This is a genomic window from Rhodococcus sp. DT1 (assembly GCF_049844875.1).
In the GTDB taxonomy this organism is placed as follows: domain Bacteria; phylum Actinomycetota; class Actinomycetes; order Mycobacteriales; family Mycobacteriaceae; genus Rhodococcus.
This window is the reverse complement of sequence record NZ_JBNCLW010000004.1, coordinates 121,377-138,820: the sequence shown is the minus strand read 5'-3', so window position 1 is coordinate 138,820 and position 17,444 is coordinate 121,377. Positions and strand designations below refer to the sequence as shown.

The following is a 17,444-nucleotide window of genomic DNA, read 5'->3' as shown; positions in this document are numbered from 1 at the left end:
AGCATAAGCCCTCAGTCGTACAGACCCACCAGGCTGTCCGAGAACGAGTCCACCACCACTTTGCGGCGCAACTTCATGCTCGGCGTCAGGTCACCGGATTCCACCGTGAGTTCGCGGTCGATGATCGTGAACTTCTTGACCTGTTCCCACCGGTTGAGCTGCAGATTCAGCTCCTCGATGTACGTCCAGATCATGCCGCGCGTCTTCTCGTGCCGCGAGATCTCCGCGAAACTCGCCCCGTCGAGCCCGTTCCTGCCGGCCCACTCGGTCACGGTCTCCGCGTCCAGGCCCACCAGCGCGACGCAGTACGGCCTGCCTTCGCCGTAGACGACGATCTCCGACGCGTACGGGCAGATTCCCTTGAACGTCGCCGCGGTCGCGGACGGTGCGACGTACTTGCCCTGCGAGGTCTTGAACATGTCCTTCTTGCGGTCGGTGATCCTCAGATAACCGTCCTCGATGCTGCCGATATCGCCGGTGCGGAACCAGCCGTCCTCGGTGAGCGACTCGGCCGTCGCGTCGGGACGATTGTGATAGCCCGTCATGACGCCCGGCCCCTTGATCAGCACCTCGCCGTCGTCGGCGATCGCTATCTCGGTGCCGGGCACCGGGCGCCCGACCGTGCCGATCCGGTTCGAGTCCGGGCGGTTGACGCACGACGCGGCCGCGGTCTCGGTGAGCCCGTACCCCTCGAGCACCGGGATACCCACCGCATCGAACCACCTGCCGATGTCCGGGTTGAGCGGCGCGGAACCGGAGATGAAGAAGCGCAACCTGCCGCCGAACCGCTCGCGGACGGTGGAGAACACGAGTCGGTCGGCGAGCGCGTAGCCGAGCTTGTCGCGCGTGCCAGGGGACCTGCCGTCCTGCCGGGCCCGGGACATCTTCAGTCCGACGCCGACGGCCCAGTCGAAGATCCTCTTCTTCGCGCCGCCTTCGTCTTCCATCATGGATTCGATTCGGGCATGCGCCTTTTCGAAGATCCGTGGCGCCGCCCCCATGAATGTGGGGTGCACGACCGCGAGGTTCTCGACAATCTTGTCGACTCGTCCGTCCACCACTGTCGGGAAACCGATCTGGAGGGGAAGGGTCAGCAGCACCTTCCCGAACACGTGCGACAGCGGAAGCCACAGGTATTGGAGGTCGTCGGGACCGAGGAGGCCGATGGCGTCGATCGCGGCGGCCTCATAGGTCCAGGCCGAGTGCGGCAGACGAACACCCTTGGGCCTTCCCGTGGTACCCGACGTGTAGATGAGGGTCGCGAGGTGATCGGGCCGGATCCGCTGGATCCGGTCGGACACCGCGTTCGGGTTCTCGGCGAGCAGTGTGCGTCCGCGGTCCTCGAGATCGTCGTAACCGAGTACCCAGTCGCCGTCACCGTGGCCGTCGACGACCACCACCGCGGAGACATCCGGCAGTTCGTCCCGGTGCTGAACCAGCTTGCCGACCTGGTCGGCGTCCTCGGCGATAACGATCCGGCTTCCCGAATCCGCCACGATGAACGCGACGTCGTGGGCGTTCGTGGTGGGGTAGACCGTGGTCGTGGCCGCGCCCGCACACATCACCGCGAGGTCGGCGAGGACCCACTCGTATCGTGTGGTCGACGCGAGAGACACCCGGTCCTCGGGTTGGATGCCGAGCGCGATGAGGCCCGCCGCGAGCAGGCGTACGCGTTCGCCCGTCTGCGCCCACGTGACCCCGATCCATTCCTCCGCGCCCATCGGAAACCGGAAGGCCTCGGCATCGGGAGACGCGGTGATGCGGTCGAGGAACATGTGAGCCACAGAGGGCGCCCGGTTCTCGATCTTCGCTCGATCGACCTTCTCATCGGATATGCCCTTCGATGTGGTCATATGCCCCAGTCTAGGAAGCCGGGGCGCGCGGGATGCCCGGTTTCGCCGGGTAACTCACGACCCGGGCGGAGGTAGGCGCTTGTGACAGGGACCACCTTCCGAGGGTACGTTTGGTGTAACTCCGAGAACTACTCACCGGTAGGGGTGTCTTATGCCTGCTCCGAGCGCTGCGACCTTCGCACGTCTCGCCGATCTCATCGCCATTCCCGACGCGGCGGACCGGCCCACGCGGCCTGTCGTCGAGGCGTTCACCGGGAAGGAGATCGCGTCCGTCCCCGTCGGAACCGCCGACGACGCAAAGGCCGCGATCGATCGTGCCCGCACTGCGCAGGCGTCCTGGGCGCGGATGCCCGTCACCGAGCGCGCGGAGATCATCCTCCGTTACCGCGAACTGGTGTACGCGCGGCGAAACCAGCTGATGGACATGGCTCAGGCGGAGACGGGTAAGTCCCGCACGTCCGCGCAGGAGGAGGTGCTCGACATTTCGATGACGGCGCGGCACTACGCGCACGTCGCTCCGAAACTGCTCGAGCCCCGCCGGGCGACCGGGATGCTTCCCGTCCTGACGAAGACCACCGTGCTGCACCATCCGAAGGGTGTCGTCGGCGTCATCGCGCCGTGGAACTATCCGATGACCCTTGCGGTGTCCGACGCGATTCCCGCGTTGCTCGCGGGCAACGCGGTGGTGCTCAAGCCCGACAGTCAGACGCCGTACTGCGCTCTCGCAGTCGCCGAACTGCTGTACGAGGCGGGTGTGCCACGCGATGTGTTCGCCGTGGTGCCCGGCCCCGGATCGGTGGTGGGCACGGCGATCGTCGAGAACTCCGACTATCTGATGTTCACCGGGTCCTCGCAGACGGGCCGGTTGCTCGCCGAGCAGGCCGGCCGGCGCCTGATCGGTTTCTCCGCCGAACTCGGTGGCAAGAACCCGATGATCGTCACCGCGGGAGCGAACCTGCGGAAGGTCACCGACGCGGCGGTGCGCGCGTGCTACTCGAACTCCGGGCAGTTGTGCATCTCCATCGAACGTATCTACGTCGAGAAGTCGATCGCTCCGGAGTTCCTGCGGATGTTCGGCGACCGGGTGCGCGCGATCAAGCTCGGCGCGTCCTACGACTTCGACACCGAGATGGGCTGCCTCGTCAACGAGACCCAGGTCAAGACGGTGTCGGGCCACGTCGACGACGCGGTGGCGAAGGGCGCGACGCTGGTGGCGGGCGGCAAGGCCCGCCCCGACCTCGGTCCGTTGTTCTACGAACCGACCGTGCTCACCGACGTTCCCGAGGACGCCGAGTGTTACCGGGACGAAACCTTCGGTCCGGTCGTGTCGGTGTACCCGGTCGACAACGTCGACGAAGCGATCCGGCGTGCGAACGACACCGAGTACGGGCTCAATGCCTCCGTCTGGGCGGCGACCAAGGCGCAGGGTGAAGAGATCGCGGCGAAGGTCCGCGCCGGCACCGTCAACGTCGACGAAGGTTACGCGCCGGCGTGGGGCAGCATGGATGCTCCGATGGGTGGCGTAGGCATCTCCGGTGTGGGCCGCCGGCACGGTGCCGAAGGGCTTCTCAAGTACACCGAGTCGCAGACCGTGGCCGTCACCCGGGTGCTGAACCTCGACGGCCCGCGCGGGCTTCCGAGGCAGATCTGGGCCAAGATGCTGCCCCCGCTCGTCAAGGCGATGGGGTGGCTGCCGGGTCGTTGACGGCCGGGTCCGTACGCCGCGTGATGGTGGTCGCGAGGGGCTTCTCGACGACGAAGCACAGTAGTACCGCGGCCACCATCGCCAACGGGCCGATCGCCAGATAGATCGGTGTGAGGGCGTCGTTGTAGGACTCGAGGATCGGCTGCTGCACGGCGTCGGGCAGGGTGTGCACCATGGCCGGAGTGAGGGAATTGGCGTCGTCCGCGGCGAGGCCCCCTTCCGGGACCCGTTCCGCGAGAAGCACATTCAGGCGGGTGGCGAACACGCTGCCGACCACGGCCGAACCGAGCGTCGCTCCGATCTGCCGGAAGTAGTTGTTACCCGCGGTGGCGGTGCCGACCTCTTCGACCGGGAACGAGTTCTGCACGACGAGCACCATGATCTGCATGGATGCGCCCAGTCCGACCCCGAGCACGGCGAGGAAGCAGCACAGCACCCAGATCGGTGTGTCCACGGTGAGCAGGGACAGCAACAGCATCGCCACCGCGACAAGCACCGAGCCGACGATGGGCGTCACCTTGTATCGGCCGGTCCGGCTCACCAGACGTCCCGCCAGCGTCGAGGTGATCAGCATCGATCCCATCATCGGGAACATGAGCAGGCCCGCGACCGTCGCGCTCCGTCCCGCCACCATCTGCAGGTAGGTCGGCATGTATGCCGCGACACCGAACAACGCGATGCTGTTGAGGAGACCGGCGAGGGTGCTCACGTCGAAGTTGCGGTCGCGGAACAGGTGCAGCGGGAGAATAGGTTCCGCCGCACGGCTTTCGATGAACAGGAACAGAACTGCCGTGGCGAGCGTGCCCGCGATGAGACCCAGCACCACGGGAGAGGTCCACGGGTAACGCGAGCCGCCCCAGGTCGCGACGAAGACGAGAAGCGTCGTGGCGAGGGACAGGACCGTCATGCCGGCGATGTCGATGCGGGGCCGCGAGTTGCGGGTGCGGGGTAGCCGGAGAAAGAACGCCACCGCGATGAAGGCGAGTACGCCCAGCGGGAGGTTGATGTAGAAGACCCACCGCCATCCCGGTCCCTCGGTGAACCAGCCGCCGAGCAGGGGACCGGCGACCGAGGACACCGCGAAGACGCTGCTCATGATGCCCAGGTACTTTCCGCGTTGCCGGGCCGGAATCACGTCGGCGACAGTGGCCTGCGACAGCACCATCAGTCCGCCGCCGCCCGCACCCTGGGCGGCGCGGCCGACGATCAGCCACGTGATATCTCCCGCGAACGCGCTGATGGTCGAGCCCACCAGGAAGATGGTCAGGGCGGTCAGCAGCAGTGGCTTGCGGCCGAACAGATCTCCTAGTTTGCCGTAGATCGGCATCGTGATCGTGGACGCGAGGATGTACGCGGTGACGATCCACAGCATCTTGTCGACACCGTGGAGTTCGCCGACGATGGTGGGGAGTGCGGGGTTGAGCACGGTCTGGTTGAGCGAGGCGACGAGCATCGTCGCCATCAGCCCGATGAAAATGAAGGTGATTGCGCGGCGGTCGAATTCGGTGTGGCTGCGCGGTGCGGCGGTGGTGGCGGTGGCATTCATGCTCGCGTGACCTCCCTGAAGTGTGCGCAGGTGCGGCGGAGGACGGAGTCCGCGTCGCCCTCGGTCCCGTTCCGAAGGTCGAGCACGGGAGCCATCGCGGTGCGCATCACGGCACCGGCCACCGTCACGATCAGCAGGGCTGTCTCCTCGACGGTGTGCCCGCCGTGTCCGCCGGGCGATGTGTTGGGCGCCTGCGACTCGGCGAGACGTGCGGTGACGAGGTCGGCGACGAGTGCCTCCACGGCATCGATGTGCTGAAGGCGCCGGCGCGCCAGTTCCGGGTGGCGGTCGAGCAACGTGACGTATTCGCCGTACGTGATGAGGCGGTGGACCGAGGTGCGGAACACCGCGAGCAACAGGAACGCGACCTTCTCGACGAGGTCGTCGCCGGCCTCGATGTGGAAATCGTCGGCGATGTCGTCGTGGATCACCGGAGCCTGCTGGCCCAGGACGGCGTCCTCCTTCGACCTGAAGTAGTTGAAGAAGGTGCGAGGCGAAATCTCGGCCCGTTCCGCGACCGCTTCCACGGTCACGTCCGAGAGGCGGTCGTGCACGGCGGCGGATTCGGCCGCGGCGAGATGGATTGCGGCCCACGTGCGGGCCCGCTTGCGCTCGCGATGGGAACCTTTCGCGTCCTGGCCCCTGGGCTCCGCTGCAGTCATGAAGTTTTACATTAGTGCAAATATAAGAATCTGCAAATGTAGTTCTCTCGACGTGAGAACAACATTACCGCGTGCGATGCGCAGGTCAGTCCTCGACGGTGATCTCCGCGGCGTCGTCGTAGAAGCACAGGTAGCCCTCGATATCGGCGACCGCGGCGAACGGTTCGGGATACGACCACGCCACGTTCTCCGCGGGAGGCTGGCCGACGAACGACCAGTACCGCGCGGTCCCCTTGTAGGGGCAACTCGTCCGCCATTCGGATTCCTCGAGGACGGAGAAATCGACATCCTCCGGCGGCAGGTAGTAGCGGGTGGGCAATCCCGTCTCGAAGACGAGCACCGGATTGCGCGTCTCGCCGACCACGGTGCCGCCGATCTCGACCCGAACGTGGCGCGAACTGCGCAGAGCATCGACCCGATGGTGCGCGTCGCGTGGATGGGTGAACACTTCGGTTTCCTCCTCGAACCAGCGTTCGCCTTCGTCGACCTCGTCACCCGGCCCGGTCTCCCCGTGCCGGAACCACTGGAAGATCAGCCGATCGTCCAGACCGTCGACGTCGAGTTGGTAGACCACCGAATACGCGCGTTGCTCGTCGATCACGACGTCGTACCACTGCCACACATCCGGTCGGCTGCGACTCGGGGACAGCGACGCCGCGATCAGATCGAGCCGGACGTCGTCGCGGGGGAACGCGTAGAACGGCACCGGCTTCCCCGGCGCCCAGACCAGCAGAGCCCGGCTGCTGTCGACGATCGTCCGATCGAACAACTGACCCCGGATCCTCCGTTCGGTGGGCTCGTAGAGGTAGTCGTCGGACTCGGGTTCGTGACGGCGAACAGCGGACTTGCGTGCCATGCATCGACCGTATCGCGCACGGCATCGCGATGGCATGTCCGGGTGGATACGCTCGATCCGATGATCGACGACCCTGACGTGCTCCTCCGCACACTGATCGGTGTCCTCGCGCTCGCAGCGGTGGCCACGTCGGTGTTGTGGGTCTTTGGGGTTCCGCACAGGTTCGCGTCTCTGTACGCGGTGGCGCGTGGCGCACTGCAACTCGCGATCGTCAGCGTCGTGCTCACCGGAGTCATCACGAACGGGGCGTGGGTCGGCGTCGTTCTGCTCGTCATGTTCTCGGTCGGAACATGGACGGCCGCGCGCCGGGTCGGAAGCGGCGTGCGCGTCCTGGCCATCGTCGCCGGGGCCATGCTGCTGGGAATCGGTGTCGCGCTCGCGGTGATCTTCGTGACCGGAGCGGTAGCGGCGACGCCGCGGTACGCGCTGGCGCTCGGCGGCATGGTCATCGGCAACGCGATGACCGTCGCAGGTCTCGCAGGCCGGCGGTTCCACGAGTTCGTCGTCGATCGATGGCTGGAAGTCGAGGGATGGCTCGCGCTGGGCGCGACCATGCGGCAGGCAACGGCCGAGCACGCACGGCTCGCGGTGCACGCGGCGATGATTCCGCCGATCGATCAGACCAAGACAACCGGCCTGGTGACACTCCCGGGTGCGTTCGTCGGTGCGATCTTCGGCGGGCTCTCCCCGCTCGAAGCGGGACGATTCCAGGTCGTCGTGCTCGCGGCGATCATGGCTGCGGGATCGATCACCGCCGTCTGTGTCGCCGTCGGCCTGGGCCGCGTCGCCGGGCAGCAACCCGTGGTGCCCGGCTGATGGGGCACGCCGCTCACCACCATCCCGCACGTTCGTGTCGCCGCGCGCGTGGATCGGCGGCGTCCGGGGGTATCCCGTCGTCGTGGTGAGCTATCCCGGTGCCCAGGAGTACCTGCCCGAGACAAGCGAGGTGCCCGCACTCGCGGCGGCGGCGCGCGGTTGCCGCGGATGCGACCTGTACAAGGCCGCAGGCCGAACCGTTTTCGGAGCGGGGCCCGAGAGCGCACGCATGCTCCTCGTCGGCGAGCAGCCGGGAGACCAGGAGGACCGCGCCGGCGAGCCGTTCGTCGGACCGGCGGGGTATCTGCTCGACAAGGCCCTCGAGCAGGCGGGTGTCGATCGCGGCTCGGTCTACGTCACCAACGCCGTCAAACACTTCCGCTTCGACCGTTCGGCGAACGGCAGGCGCCGCATCCACAAGAAGCCGTCGGGTGGCCAGATAGCGGCGTGCCGCCCCTGGCTGCTGGCCGAACTCGAGGCGATACGCCCGGAGGTGGTCGTGTGTCTGGGCGCGAGCGCGGCGCAAGCGCTGCTGGGCAACGGATTCAGGCTCACCGAACACCGCGGCGAAGTGCTGCGCCTGCCCGACGAGATACGCGGTGGGCAGGATCCATCGGTGGTGGTGACCATCCATCCGTCCGCGGTTCTCCGCGCCCGATCGGACCGTGACGACGCGCTCCGGTCGCTCGTCGGTGACCTCCGCCGCGCCGCCCGCTCAGGGCAGTGACGGTCGCGCGGGACGCGGTAACTCAGGAAGCGGTAGTTCAGGAGGCGGTAGTTCAGGAGGCGGTGGCGAGGGCAGCGGCGAGGCCGAAGACGACGGCGATGCCGCACACCTCCACGACTGCGTTGCGGAGCGACTCCTCGGCGGTGATGCGGTGCGACACCGCGTCCGGCACCCACGTTCGGCGCCAGGTCCACGCCAGCACCAGCAACGCCACGAGCACAGCGGTCTTCGCCAGCACGATGCGTCCGTAGCCGGTGCCGAACAGTCCGCTGAGCGACCCGATCCGGACAGCAGCGTCGATGACGCCCGTCGCCGCGAGAATCGCCACGCACCGCAGTGCGAGCGCCGAGTAGCGCGGGAGCAGCTGAGCCCACGTACCGCGTCTGCGCACGAGGAGGGCCAATGCGGCCAGCACCCCGAACCAGACGGCCGCGGCCAGGACGTGCGCGGCATTGAGCAGGGAACCGAGTGTCTGCTGAGCCATGTGCCCGGTCGCGGGCCGCGCGATCAGCGCCAGCGCCGCGAACACCAGTACCGGTGCGGTGGACCACGACGCCGACCGCCGGTACGCCACCACCGCGACGATGCCGCACGCGGCGACGCAGACCCAGGCGGCGGCTTCGACGCGCCCGGAACCGGCAGTGGCGAGGTATTCGGCGAACAAGCCGGCGCGCAGGTCGCCCACCGGAACGGCGACCGCGGACGCGGCCTCCCGGACGAGCTGGACGGATTCGAGCGCGAGCCACACTCCGCTCGACGTCGCGATCGCGCGCCACACGTCGTCGGGTTCGATTCCGGGCCGACGTTCACCGCGGATCATCGCAGCGAGGACCGCGATACCGAGCACGGTCGATCCCGTGCCCACCGACAGCGCCCGGACCCAGCTGGAGGCCTCCGGGGTCGCGAGCATCCAGCCGCACGCCACTCCGGCGACGGTGCCGGCGAGTACGCCGACGGCGGCACCGAGAAGCCACCGCCGGCGCACCGAGATCATCCGATCATGCCTTCGGCTTGCGAAGGGCGAAGACCAGTCCGCCGGCGATCACGACTACACCGGCGACGACGAACCACCACACGGCGGGCCCGCTGTCGCCGCTCTCGTTCCCGTCGGCCGTCTCGGACGTACCGGACGCCGGCTCACCGGGCGCGCCGGTGCCCTCCTGCGTGAGGGTGAAGGTCCGGGTACCGCTGACGGGATGCCCATCGGCGGACGTCACCCGGAAGGCCACGGTGTACTCGCCGACCGGACCGAGTCCGTCCACGGCGACACTCACCGTGGAACCTTCGACGGCGGGGTCGCCCACGGACCACAGGTTGCCGTCCGGGCCGACGACGGTGATCGCCGCGAACTGCTCCTGCAAGGGCTCGTTGAACGTCACGCTCACCCGCTCGGGTGCCTGCGCGATCTGCTCACCGTCCTCCGGCGAGCTCGACAGCACCACGGAATGCGCCGCCGCGGGACCGGCCGAGAGCGCCAGTGCGGTGAACAACGCGGCGAGAACGACGAAGAGGCGTCTCATGAGCGCCGTCCCCGGATCACGGCGCCGAGGCCGAGGGCCACGCCCAGCGCACCGAGGACGAGACCGATGCCGCCGAGCCACCGTGCGGTGACATCGGTGCCGGAGTCCTCCGACGTGGTGCCGGAGTCGGTGCCGGTGGTGTGTGCTCCGCCGCCGTGCCCGTCGCCGTTGCCCGCGAGCGTCAGGCTCGGAGCAGGACGTTCGGGTTCGGTGTCCCCGGTCGTGACCTGGTCCCAGGCGACGACCTCGCCGTCGCTGTAGGTCTGTACCGCGGGGAACGACACTTCCGCCTCGTCGGGGAGCGGCCCGGCGGAGAGCACGAATTGCTGGAACTCGCCCGGACCGACGGCAACTCCCGGATCCGCGGTCCAGGTGACGCCGGTGGCGAGTTGGGTCTCGGGATCCTTCTCGATCGTCGCGGACCAGCCCGGCAATGGTTCGGTGCGTGCCGACTTCAGGCCGGGCAGGCCGACCGACACCGCAGTGGTTCCGGCGGTATCGGATTCGGTGGGCACACGGAACGTCAGCACGGTGTAACCGCCCTGCTCCGCGCCCGGTGCGACGACCGTGACATGTGCGGACGCGAGGCCGGAACCGGCCAGCATCAGCACAGCAGTGGCGCCCGCGCCGACGAGGGCACGGGTAGGTGATGTCTTCATGGGTGGATCTTTCTCGGAGAACGAATACGGCTGCGCGTCACCGCGCGACCGGAGGACCTCTCCGGGAGATCGCCGGGGGAGCGCGACCCCAGACGAGCGGGTCGGTCGTTCTCGTCGGGGCGAGCGACGCCGGCACGTGTACGCCGCCGAGCCGGAGTGTCACGGCCCGGATCGCGGTACTGCACGCGTCGAAGAGCCGGGCGGCGGCGACCAGCAGCACCGCGCAGCCTGCGACGGCCACGAGGTGTGCGGCGAACATCGATCCCGACGTGTGCGGGTGGCCCTCGGTGAGGGCGGAGAGAACGGCGTGGGTGCCGAGTTGCCCGACGGCGAGAAGTGCGATCGGCGGCAGCGTCGGCACGTACGCACCCACGATCCCGACCCCCGCGGCGACTGCGAGCAGCAGTGCCGAGGCGGGGCCCGTGGGCACACCGCCACCGGCCGCGCCGTGCGCAGCCGCAGCCAGCGCCGCGGTCGTGATGCCCGCGGTGCTGCCGAGGAGGGCCGGGTTCGTGTTCACGTTCGGGTCAGCGGACCCCGAGCCGGGCGAGCAGATCGGCCTCGATGCCGTCGAGCTCGGACGAGATCGCGGCGTGCGCCGACTTCCGGCGCGCCGCGGGCATCTGCTCGGCAGCCTGCACCGCCGCGGTCAGGTCGGTGAGACGACCGCGGATCGCCGCGGCGAACTTCTGCGTCTCGGCGTCCTTCGGGTGCAGGGACTCGATCTTGGTGAGCGACTGTTCGGCGCCGGCGATCCGGGCACTGAGTCGTGCACCGCGGCCCGTGTACGAGCCGAGCTCGTCGATGGGGACACCGAGTTGCTGTGCCCGTCGCGCGTCGAGCTGACCGCGCAGCGCCGTGACCACCTGGTAGACGATCGGAACGAGCACCGGCGCGAGCAGACGGGCGACACCGAGGTACCGGCGCACCTTCGCTGCGGTCAGGCCCTGGCTCTCTGCGGCCTTCTTCTGTGCCTTGAGCGTTGCGATCTGTTCCTTCTCGATCTTCGCCTGCGAACTGAGCAGTTCCTGATCGAGCTTGACCTGCGACTTCGCCAGCTTCTTGCTCAGCTTCTGCTGCGCTTTCGCTGCTCGCCGGTCGTTCTTGAGCTGGTTCTTCGCCACCAGCTTCGCTTCGAGCTTCGCCCTGTGCTTGAGAGCTTTGGCTTCCGCCTTGCGAGTGGCGCGACGTTTCCGTGTGAACAACCCCATCGAACAGCACCCTCCATTCGGTACGACACGACGCTCCGGCGCCCCGCGTCAGCCTAACGTGACGGTGCTGGTGCGAGGCGATCCGTGCGCAGCGAATACCCTGGACAGTTGTGGAGCCAACCCGTGATGTGCGGCGAACACCCGTTTCCCTCGAGGCGAGTGCGCTGACGCGGTGCCGCCACCGGGTGTATCTGGACGCTTCGTTCCCCCACGAACTTGCAGGTGCGGCCGAGAACGCGGGTGCGCGGCAGCGCCAGGAGGCGGCCGCCGCCCACCGTGAGGCGATCCGTCAGCACTTGTTCGAGGCGGACCCCGAGGGCTGGGTGCTCATCGGCCCAGACGGCTCGATGTCGCAGCGCGCAGAACAGACTCTCGAGGCGTGTCGCGCCGGAGCCGACCGGATCTGGGGTGCGGTGCTGCCCGTCGAGGTCGACACCGGACGCCGGGGCAGGTCGGAGATTCTGCTGCGCGACACCGTGCGCGGGGGCTACATCCCGGTGATCGTCGTGAACCATAAGGTCACCGATCCCGGTCAGGGCGCCACGACCACCGGGCTGTTCGAGTGGAAGCCGGTGGTGGACCAGACACGCAAAGTGCGCAGCCAGGTCCGCGACCAGATGCGCCTCGCGCACCTGTACCGGATGCTCGAGCGGCACGGTCTCGCAAGTCCCGGGCAGGTCGGCGGCGCGATCGGGTACGGCGGCGACTGCATTCTGGTGCACGATCTGAGCACGGTCCTCGACGAGTACGACGCCCGGTTGACCGATCGCGTCGAGATCGCCCGCGGCCGGACGCCGACGAAACCGTCGCAGATCGGGGAGTGCAGGACGTGCCCGTGGTGGGATCGGTGCCGGGCCGAACTCACCCGCGAACGCGACGTGTCGCTGGTGGCGTCGGGTCAGCGCGCCGAGGTCCTCAGGGAACTCGGAGTCCACACCATCGACGGTCTAGCGGGCTGGGAAGGCGAACCACCCGAGATCTGGCCCCAGGGCCCCTTCGAGGATGCGGTGGTGATCGCGAAGGCGTGGCTCGCGGGCGCCCCCCTCGTCCGCCGGTACCGCCATGTGCACGTCCACCGCGCCGACATCGAGGTCGATGTCGACATGGAGAGCTTTCACGAGCACGGCGCCTATCTGTGGGGGACGCTGCTCAACTCCGGATCGCAGTCGGAGTACCGGCCCTTCGCGACCTGGGTGCCGGTACCCACCGACGACGAGGCGCGGTCGTTCGCCGAGTTCTGGGCGTGGTTGTCGGACCAGCGGCGTACCGCCGAGCGCCGTGGGAAAACCTTTGCGGCCTACTGCTATTCGAGGTCGGCGGAAGACAAGTGGTTGTTGTCGTCGGCGCGGCGGTTCCGCGGTTTTCCGGGTGTGCCGCCCGAAGCGGAGATCAAGGCGTTCATCGGATCATCCGAATGGGTGGACATCTACCAGGCCGTCACCGACCAGTTCGTGTGCCCGAACGGGAAGGGGCTCAAGAAGGTCGCCCCGATCGCCGGTCACCACTGGCGCGACGACGAAGCCGGGGGAGAGGCGTCGATGAGCTGGTACCGCGAGGCCGTCGGGCTGGACGGCGAGCCGGATCCGAGTCAGCGCGCGCGGCTGCTCGAGTACAACGAGGACGACGTGGTCGCGACCAAGATCCTGCGGGAGTGGATGTCCGATCGTGCGGTCCTCGAGATTCCGCACATCGACGATCTCTGACCGCACGCGGCCGCCCGCACGCGGCGACGGTGGGCACGCAGTACGTGACTCCACCGCGCCGACGTGGGAAGCGTTGTGCGTCGCGGATCAGCGCGGCGCCATGCGCAGCGCACCGTCCATGCGGATGGTCTCGCCGTTGAGGTAGTCGTGCTCGACGATCATCTGCACGAGCTGTGCGTACTCGGCGGGCTGTGCGAGGCGCGACGGGAACGGCACGCCCGCCTCGAGGCCCTTGCGGTACTCCTCGGTGACGCCGGCGAGCATCGGGGTGTCGACGATGCCCGGCGCGATGGTGTTGACGCGAATCCCGTACTGCGCGAGGTCGCGCGCTGCGGGAACGGTCATGCCGTGCACGCCGCCCTTCGACGCGGAGTAGGCGATCTGCCCGACCTGGCCCTCGAACGCGGCGACGGACGCGGTGTTGACGACGACGCCGCGCTGGCCGGACTCGTCGACCGGCTCGGTCTTGGCGATCGCATCGGCGGCGAGGCGCATGACGTTGAAGGTGCCGAGCAGGTTGACGGTGATGACCGTGCGGAACAGTTCGAGGTCGTGCGGCCCGTTCTTCGACAGGATCCGGCCGGCCCAGCCGACGCCGGCGCAGTTGACGACGGTGCGCAGCGGCAGTCCCGACTCGACGATGCGGTCGATCGCGGACTGGACGCCCTCGGCGCTGGTCACGTCGGTGGGGATGAGCGTGACGCCCTCGGGTGCCGCGTCGCCGACGCGCTCGATCGACTGTTCGAGGTCGAGACCGAAGACGGTGGCCCCCGCGTCGGTGAGGCGACGGGCGGTGGCGGCACCGAGGCCGGATGCGGCGCCGGTCACCAGTGCGGCAGATCCCTGAATTTCCACTGTTCGTAACTCCTCGTCCGGGCCTTGCGGCACGCGTGTGTGGTCCGTCACGAACCCTAGCGTGCAGGTGTCAGTTCGATCGCAGCCCGTCGGCGCATCACCGCGGCACCCATCGCGGCGGCGACGAGGCACGCGCCCGCGCCCAGCAACAGCCCGGCTCGCCCGCCGCCCTGCTCGCAGACCCAGCCGGCGATGGGACCGCCGATCGCGGTGGAGCCGAGGAAGGCGACGGACCAGAGGGCCATCACCCGGCCACGCATGGTCGGCGCGGCGGTGAGCTGGAGCGTGCTGTTGGTGGTGGACGTGAAGGTCACGCTCAGAGCGCCGACGACGACCATCGTCGCCACCAGGATGGGCATGGTCGGGGACGCTGCGGCTACGGCCATTGCGACACCGAATGCGAGCGCCGTCAGGACGAGAGGCTTGGTGCCCGTGTGCCCCCAGGTCGCGACCACGAGACCGCCGACTACCGATCCCGCACCCATCGCCGCGGTGAGCAAGCCGTACGCCTCGGCACCCGCGTCGAACGTCTGGTCGGCAAGCACCGGAAGCACGACCTGGAACTCGAAGGCGAGGCATCCCACCAGCGCCATCATCAGCAGAGGCACCGCGAGATCGGATGTGCGCCGCACGTAGGCGAGTCCCTCGCGTAGCTGGCCGCGCGCGCGGGCTGTGGGCGGTGAGGGCACGAGTTTCGACACGTCGAGTGTCAGCAACGACGTGACGACGGCGACGAAGCTTGCCGCGTTGAGCAGGAAGCACAGTCCGATACCACCTGCGGCGATCACGATGCCCGCGACAGCCGGGCCGATCATGCGGGAACACGAGGCGAGCACCGATTGGAGACTCACCGCGTTGCGGAGATCGTCGGGCCCGACCATTTCGAGCATGAAGGACTGCCGTGCGGGGTTCTCGAAGCACTGATTGAGGCCGAGCAGTACGGCGAGCACGTAGACGTGCCACAACTCGACGGTGCCGGTCACGACGAGCAGACCCAGCACGAGTGCCTGCACACCCATGAGGCTCTGCAGCCCGATCATGAGCCGGCGCTTGTCGGTGCGGTCCGCGATCACCCCGCCGTACGGCCCGAGGAGCAGCATCGGCACGGTCTGCAGGGCGAGGACGATGCCGATGGCGGTGGCCGAGCCGGTCAGCTGGAGGACGAGCCACGACTGGGCGATGGTCTGCATCCATGTGCCGACGAGTGAAATCGCCTGACCGCCGATGTAGCGGCGGAAGTTGGGCCCGCGGAGGGCCGCGAACGTCTGTCCGCGGATGTCGTCGATGACGGTCACTCACGCACCTCCCGTCCCCGGCACATGCGCTCACCGAGTGCTTCGAGGGCGGGCAGGGCGTCGTGGAGTGCGTCGAGTCGGTCGTCGTCCAGTTCCGCCAGGTGCCGGGCGAACATCGCCGTCCGGCGAGCGCGTAGCTCATCCGACTGCCGCGCCCCCGCCGGGGTGATGTGGATCCGCACGACGCGCTTGTCGCCGGCGTCGGAGGAACGCGTGACGAGTTGGGCTTCTTCGAGCTTGCCGACCATCCGCGAGCACATTGTGGGGTTGAGTCCCTCGTGCTCCGCGAGTTCGCGCACCCCGATCGTCCCGTGCTTCGCCACGGTCGTCAGCAGCAACGACTGGGACCGGGTGAGCCCCTCGTCGGTTGCGGACCGGCCGACGCTCCGGGCGATCCGGCCGAGGGCGATGCGCAGGCGGTGGATGTCGTCGTCGTCGAAGTGTGTGCTTCCCATCGGTGGTGTCATTCAACTCCCAAAGTATTTGCCTATCGGCAAGCATACTCTTCTGGAGCGAGAGGAGCCCGGATGTTCGGCGCTCACGCGGTGTCGTTGGTCACGCCGGGAAGCCGGGTGGACATCAGGGCTCGACGGGAGCCGGAACCTCCGCAGTCGTCCGGCGTGCCGCCCGCCTCCCGACGACGACCGCCCCCGCAGCGGCGAGGACGAGGGTGATCCCTCCGGCGACCGGACCGACCACGGCCGAGTCCGGCGCGAGTCCGTCGCCGAGCATCCACGCGCCGAACCCGAAGAACAAGGCGGACGCGCCGAGCCGGATGGCGTTCTCCGGCATGTGACGGCCGAGCACCGCACCGGCGATGATCGCGAGTGCGTCGGCGGCAACCATGCCGACGGTCGATCCGATCCACACGCCCACCCAGTCGTTGTCGGCGGCGAGGGTGATGGTCGCGAGCATCGTCTTGTCGCCGAGTTCCGCGAGGAAGAAGGCCGAGACCACGGCCAGGAACGCGGAACGCGCCACGCGTCCGGCCTTCGATTGTTCGGCGTCGTCGAGCGAATCTCCTCGCAACGTCCACAGACCGAAGAACAGGAACGCGAGGCCGCCGACGATGGACATCGCGACGGGGGGAATGGCGACGCCGAGATAGTGCCCGACGGCCACCGATACGAGATGCACGGCCGTCGTGGCGAACAGGATGCCGGTCAGGACGACCCACCAGCGGTACCGCAACGCGAACGTCATGGCCATCAACTGGGATTTGTCGCCCAGTTCGGCCACGAAGATGACTGCGAAGCTCAGTACGACGGCGGACCACATCGGCATTCCTCCTCACCCGCTGGAGGAAAATTGGGCTTCCTCCGGACGTCGGGCACGGTGCGCCGACGGCCGAAGGTCTCGCCCACCGGACTACCGTCCGGTTCGCCGTGCCGGGCGGTCCGCCTGCGCGGCGCCGCCAGTATGTCGACTCGGCGATTGGGGGCTACTCCCCTTCGCGAAGCAAACGATACCGGCCCGACAGCGCATCGGTAAAGGGCATGCTCAGTTTCGGAGAACCGAACTCTCTTGTGCGGGTGCGGGTCACGCGGCCAGCAGCATCGCCAGAATTGCGGTGTCGGGATCACTGCTCGGATTCACTCCGACCCTGCTCACCAGGGACGTCACGGTACCGTCCGGCTCCGCTTCCACCCAGGCTGCCCGGTGGTCGAGGCCCAGGTGGGGGAGGCCCGGCAACAACACACACCCCGACGCGGCACCCGCATTCTCGGGCAGCGTCGGAGTCGTCTCCGACGGAGGATGCAACATGATGAGCGCCGACGGCCGGCAGTCCGCGAATCGCTCCGGCGTCACGGCTTCGGCGCCGATGACGGGCCCCTCGGCGATCAGCAATCCGACCGTTCCGGGCTCCGGATCGTCGGGCAACTCCTCCTTGACCCCGAACACGGTCGAGGTGGGCAGCAGTCCGGGCAACGATGCCACGCGCACCGTCAGCGCGAGCAGTTGCGTCCACTCCCGGGTCGTGGGGGGCGGCCCCCCCCGCCCCACACCACACCCCCACCCCCACCGCCCGCCCGAAA

18 protein-coding genes are annotated in these 17,444 nt (G+C 68.3%); 4 read left to right on the top strand and 14 right to left on the bottom strand.

The features are described 5' to 3' along the window. Positions 1–11: 11 nt before the first annotated feature. Positions 12–1,853, bottom strand: a complete 1,842-nt coding sequence (locus tag ACLQ3J_RS11305; RefSeq protein WP_296550655.1) for an AMP-dependent synthetase/ligase — start codon at positions 1,851–1,853, stop codon at positions 12–14. Between the two features lie 151 nt (positions 1,854–2,004). On the opposite strand from ACLQ3J_RS11305, the gene ACLQ3J_RS11300 reads away from it, so the two are divergent. Further along, positions 2,005–3,558 (top strand): succinic semialdehyde dehydrogenase, encoded by a 1,554-nt coding sequence (locus ACLQ3J_RS11300; RefSeq protein ID WP_169620834.1) that lies wholly within the window; start codon positions 2,005–2,007, stop codon positions 3,556–3,558. Here ACLQ3J_RS11300 and ACLQ3J_RS11295 read toward each other — a convergent pair. From ACLQ3J_RS11295 to ACLQ3J_RS11285, 3 genes are all read right to left on the bottom strand, one after another. After that, positions 3,527–5,104, bottom strand: a complete 1,578-nt coding sequence (locus ACLQ3J_RS11295; RefSeq protein ID WP_296550654.1) for an MDR family MFS transporter — start codon at positions 5,102–5,104, stop codon at positions 3,527–3,529. The two genes, ACLQ3J_RS11300 and ACLQ3J_RS11295, sit on opposite strands and share 32 nt — an antisense overlap. Further along, a complete protein-coding gene (locus tag ACLQ3J_RS11290) occupies positions 5,101–5,766 on the bottom strand; it encodes a TetR/AcrR family transcriptional regulator (RefSeq protein ID WP_422424114.1) in 666 nt (221 codons plus the stop codon). The genes ACLQ3J_RS11295 and ACLQ3J_RS11290 overlap by 4 nt, the downstream gene beginning before the upstream one ends. Positions 5,767–5,851: 85 nt before the next feature. Continuing rightward, positions 5,852–6,622: a DUF427 domain-containing protein gene (locus ACLQ3J_RS11285; RefSeq protein WP_425903262.1), complete on the bottom strand. Its 771-nt coding sequence runs from the start codon at positions 6,620–6,622 to the stop codon at positions 5,852–5,854. 60 nt (positions 6,623–6,682) lie between these two features. Between ACLQ3J_RS11285 and ACLQ3J_RS11280 the strand changes: the two genes are divergently transcribed. Together ACLQ3J_RS11280 and ACLQ3J_RS11275 are read left to right on the top strand one after the other, a co-directional pair. Continuing rightward, positions 6,683–7,438 (top strand): ABC transporter permease, encoded by a 756-nt coding sequence (locus ACLQ3J_RS11280; protein ID WP_425903261.1) that lies wholly within the window; start codon positions 6,683–6,685, stop codon positions 7,436–7,438. Positions 7,439–7,520: 82 nt separating this feature from the next. Next, entirely contained in the window at positions 7,521–8,165 is a 645-nt protein-coding gene (locus tag ACLQ3J_RS11275; RefSeq protein ID WP_425903528.1) for a UdgX family uracil-DNA binding protein, read from the top strand. A 52-nt stretch (positions 8,166–8,217) separates the two neighbouring features. Here the strand turns inward: ACLQ3J_RS11275 and ACLQ3J_RS11270 are convergent, their stop codons facing one another. From ACLQ3J_RS11270 to ACLQ3J_RS11250, 5 genes are read right to left on the bottom strand one after another with little or no spacing between them, the layout of a single operon-like run. Continuing rightward, positions 8,218–9,159 carry a copper resistance D family protein gene (locus tag ACLQ3J_RS11270; protein ID WP_422424110.1) on the bottom strand — a complete coding sequence of 314 codons (942 nt, stop codon included), beginning with the start codon at positions 9,157–9,159 and terminating at the stop codon, positions 8,218–8,220. Positions 9,160–9,163: 4 nt separating this feature from the next. Beyond that, the gene (locus ACLQ3J_RS11265) at positions 9,164–9,685 is read right to left on the bottom strand and encodes a copper resistance CopC family protein (RefSeq protein ID WP_169620827.1); all 522 of its coding nucleotides are present in this window, start codon (positions 9,683–9,685) and stop codon (positions 9,164–9,166) included. Beyond that, entirely contained in the window at positions 9,682–10,344 is a 663-nt protein-coding gene (locus tag ACLQ3J_RS11260) for a YcnI family protein (protein ID WP_425903259.1), read from the bottom strand. The genes ACLQ3J_RS11265 and ACLQ3J_RS11260 overlap by 4 nt, the downstream gene beginning before the upstream one ends. A gap of 37 nt (positions 10,345–10,381) precedes the next feature. Then, positions 10,382–10,864 carry a hypothetical protein gene (locus ACLQ3J_RS11255; protein ID WP_169620825.1) on the bottom strand — a complete coding sequence of 161 codons (483 nt, stop codon included), beginning with the start codon at positions 10,862–10,864 and terminating at the stop codon, positions 10,382–10,384. Positions 10,865–10,871: 7 nt separating this feature from the next. Beyond that, complete coding sequence (locus ACLQ3J_RS11250; RefSeq protein WP_169620824.1) at positions 10,872–11,555, bottom strand: DUF6474 family protein; 684 nt, start codon at positions 11,553–11,555, stop codon at positions 10,872–10,874. A 110-nt stretch (positions 11,556–11,665) separates the two neighbouring features. Between ACLQ3J_RS11250 and ACLQ3J_RS11245 the strand changes: the two genes are divergently transcribed. Next, complete coding sequence (locus tag ACLQ3J_RS11245) at positions 11,666–13,258, top strand: TM0106 family RecB-like putative nuclease (protein WP_378527237.1); 1,593 nt, start codon at positions 11,666–11,668, stop codon at positions 13,256–13,258. 87 nt (positions 13,259–13,345) lie between these two features. Here ACLQ3J_RS11245 and ACLQ3J_RS11240 read toward each other — a convergent pair whose 3' ends face one another. The 5 genes from ACLQ3J_RS11240 to ACLQ3J_RS11220 form a co-directional block, all read right to left on the bottom strand. Then, a complete protein-coding gene (locus tag ACLQ3J_RS11240; protein WP_169621067.1) occupies positions 13,346–14,113 on the bottom strand; it encodes an SDR family NAD(P)-dependent oxidoreductase in 768 nt (255 codons plus the stop codon). 56 nt (positions 14,114–14,169) lie between these two features. Then, positions 14,170–15,408, bottom strand: a complete 1,239-nt coding sequence (locus ACLQ3J_RS11235; protein ID WP_169652261.1) for an MFS transporter — start codon at positions 15,406–15,408, stop codon at positions 14,170–14,172. Beyond that, positions 15,405–15,863 carry a MarR family winged helix-turn-helix transcriptional regulator gene (locus ACLQ3J_RS11230; protein ID WP_206036871.1) on the bottom strand — a complete coding sequence of 153 codons (459 nt, stop codon included), beginning with the start codon at positions 15,861–15,863 and terminating at the stop codon, positions 15,405–15,407. Before ACLQ3J_RS11230 ends, ACLQ3J_RS11235 begins: the two co-directional genes overlap by 4 nt. Before the next feature lie 124 nt (positions 15,864–15,987). After that, positions 15,988–16,686 carry a TMEM165/GDT1 family protein gene (locus ACLQ3J_RS11225; protein ID WP_169621065.1) on the bottom strand — a complete coding sequence of 233 codons (699 nt, stop codon included), beginning with the start codon at positions 16,684–16,686 and terminating at the stop codon, positions 15,988–15,990. Between the two features lie 261 nt (positions 16,687–16,947). Further along, positions 16,948–17,444, bottom strand: a 497-nt coding sequence (locus ACLQ3J_RS11220) for a peptidase (RefSeq protein ID WP_425903258.1), incomplete at its 5' end; no start/stop codon positions are given.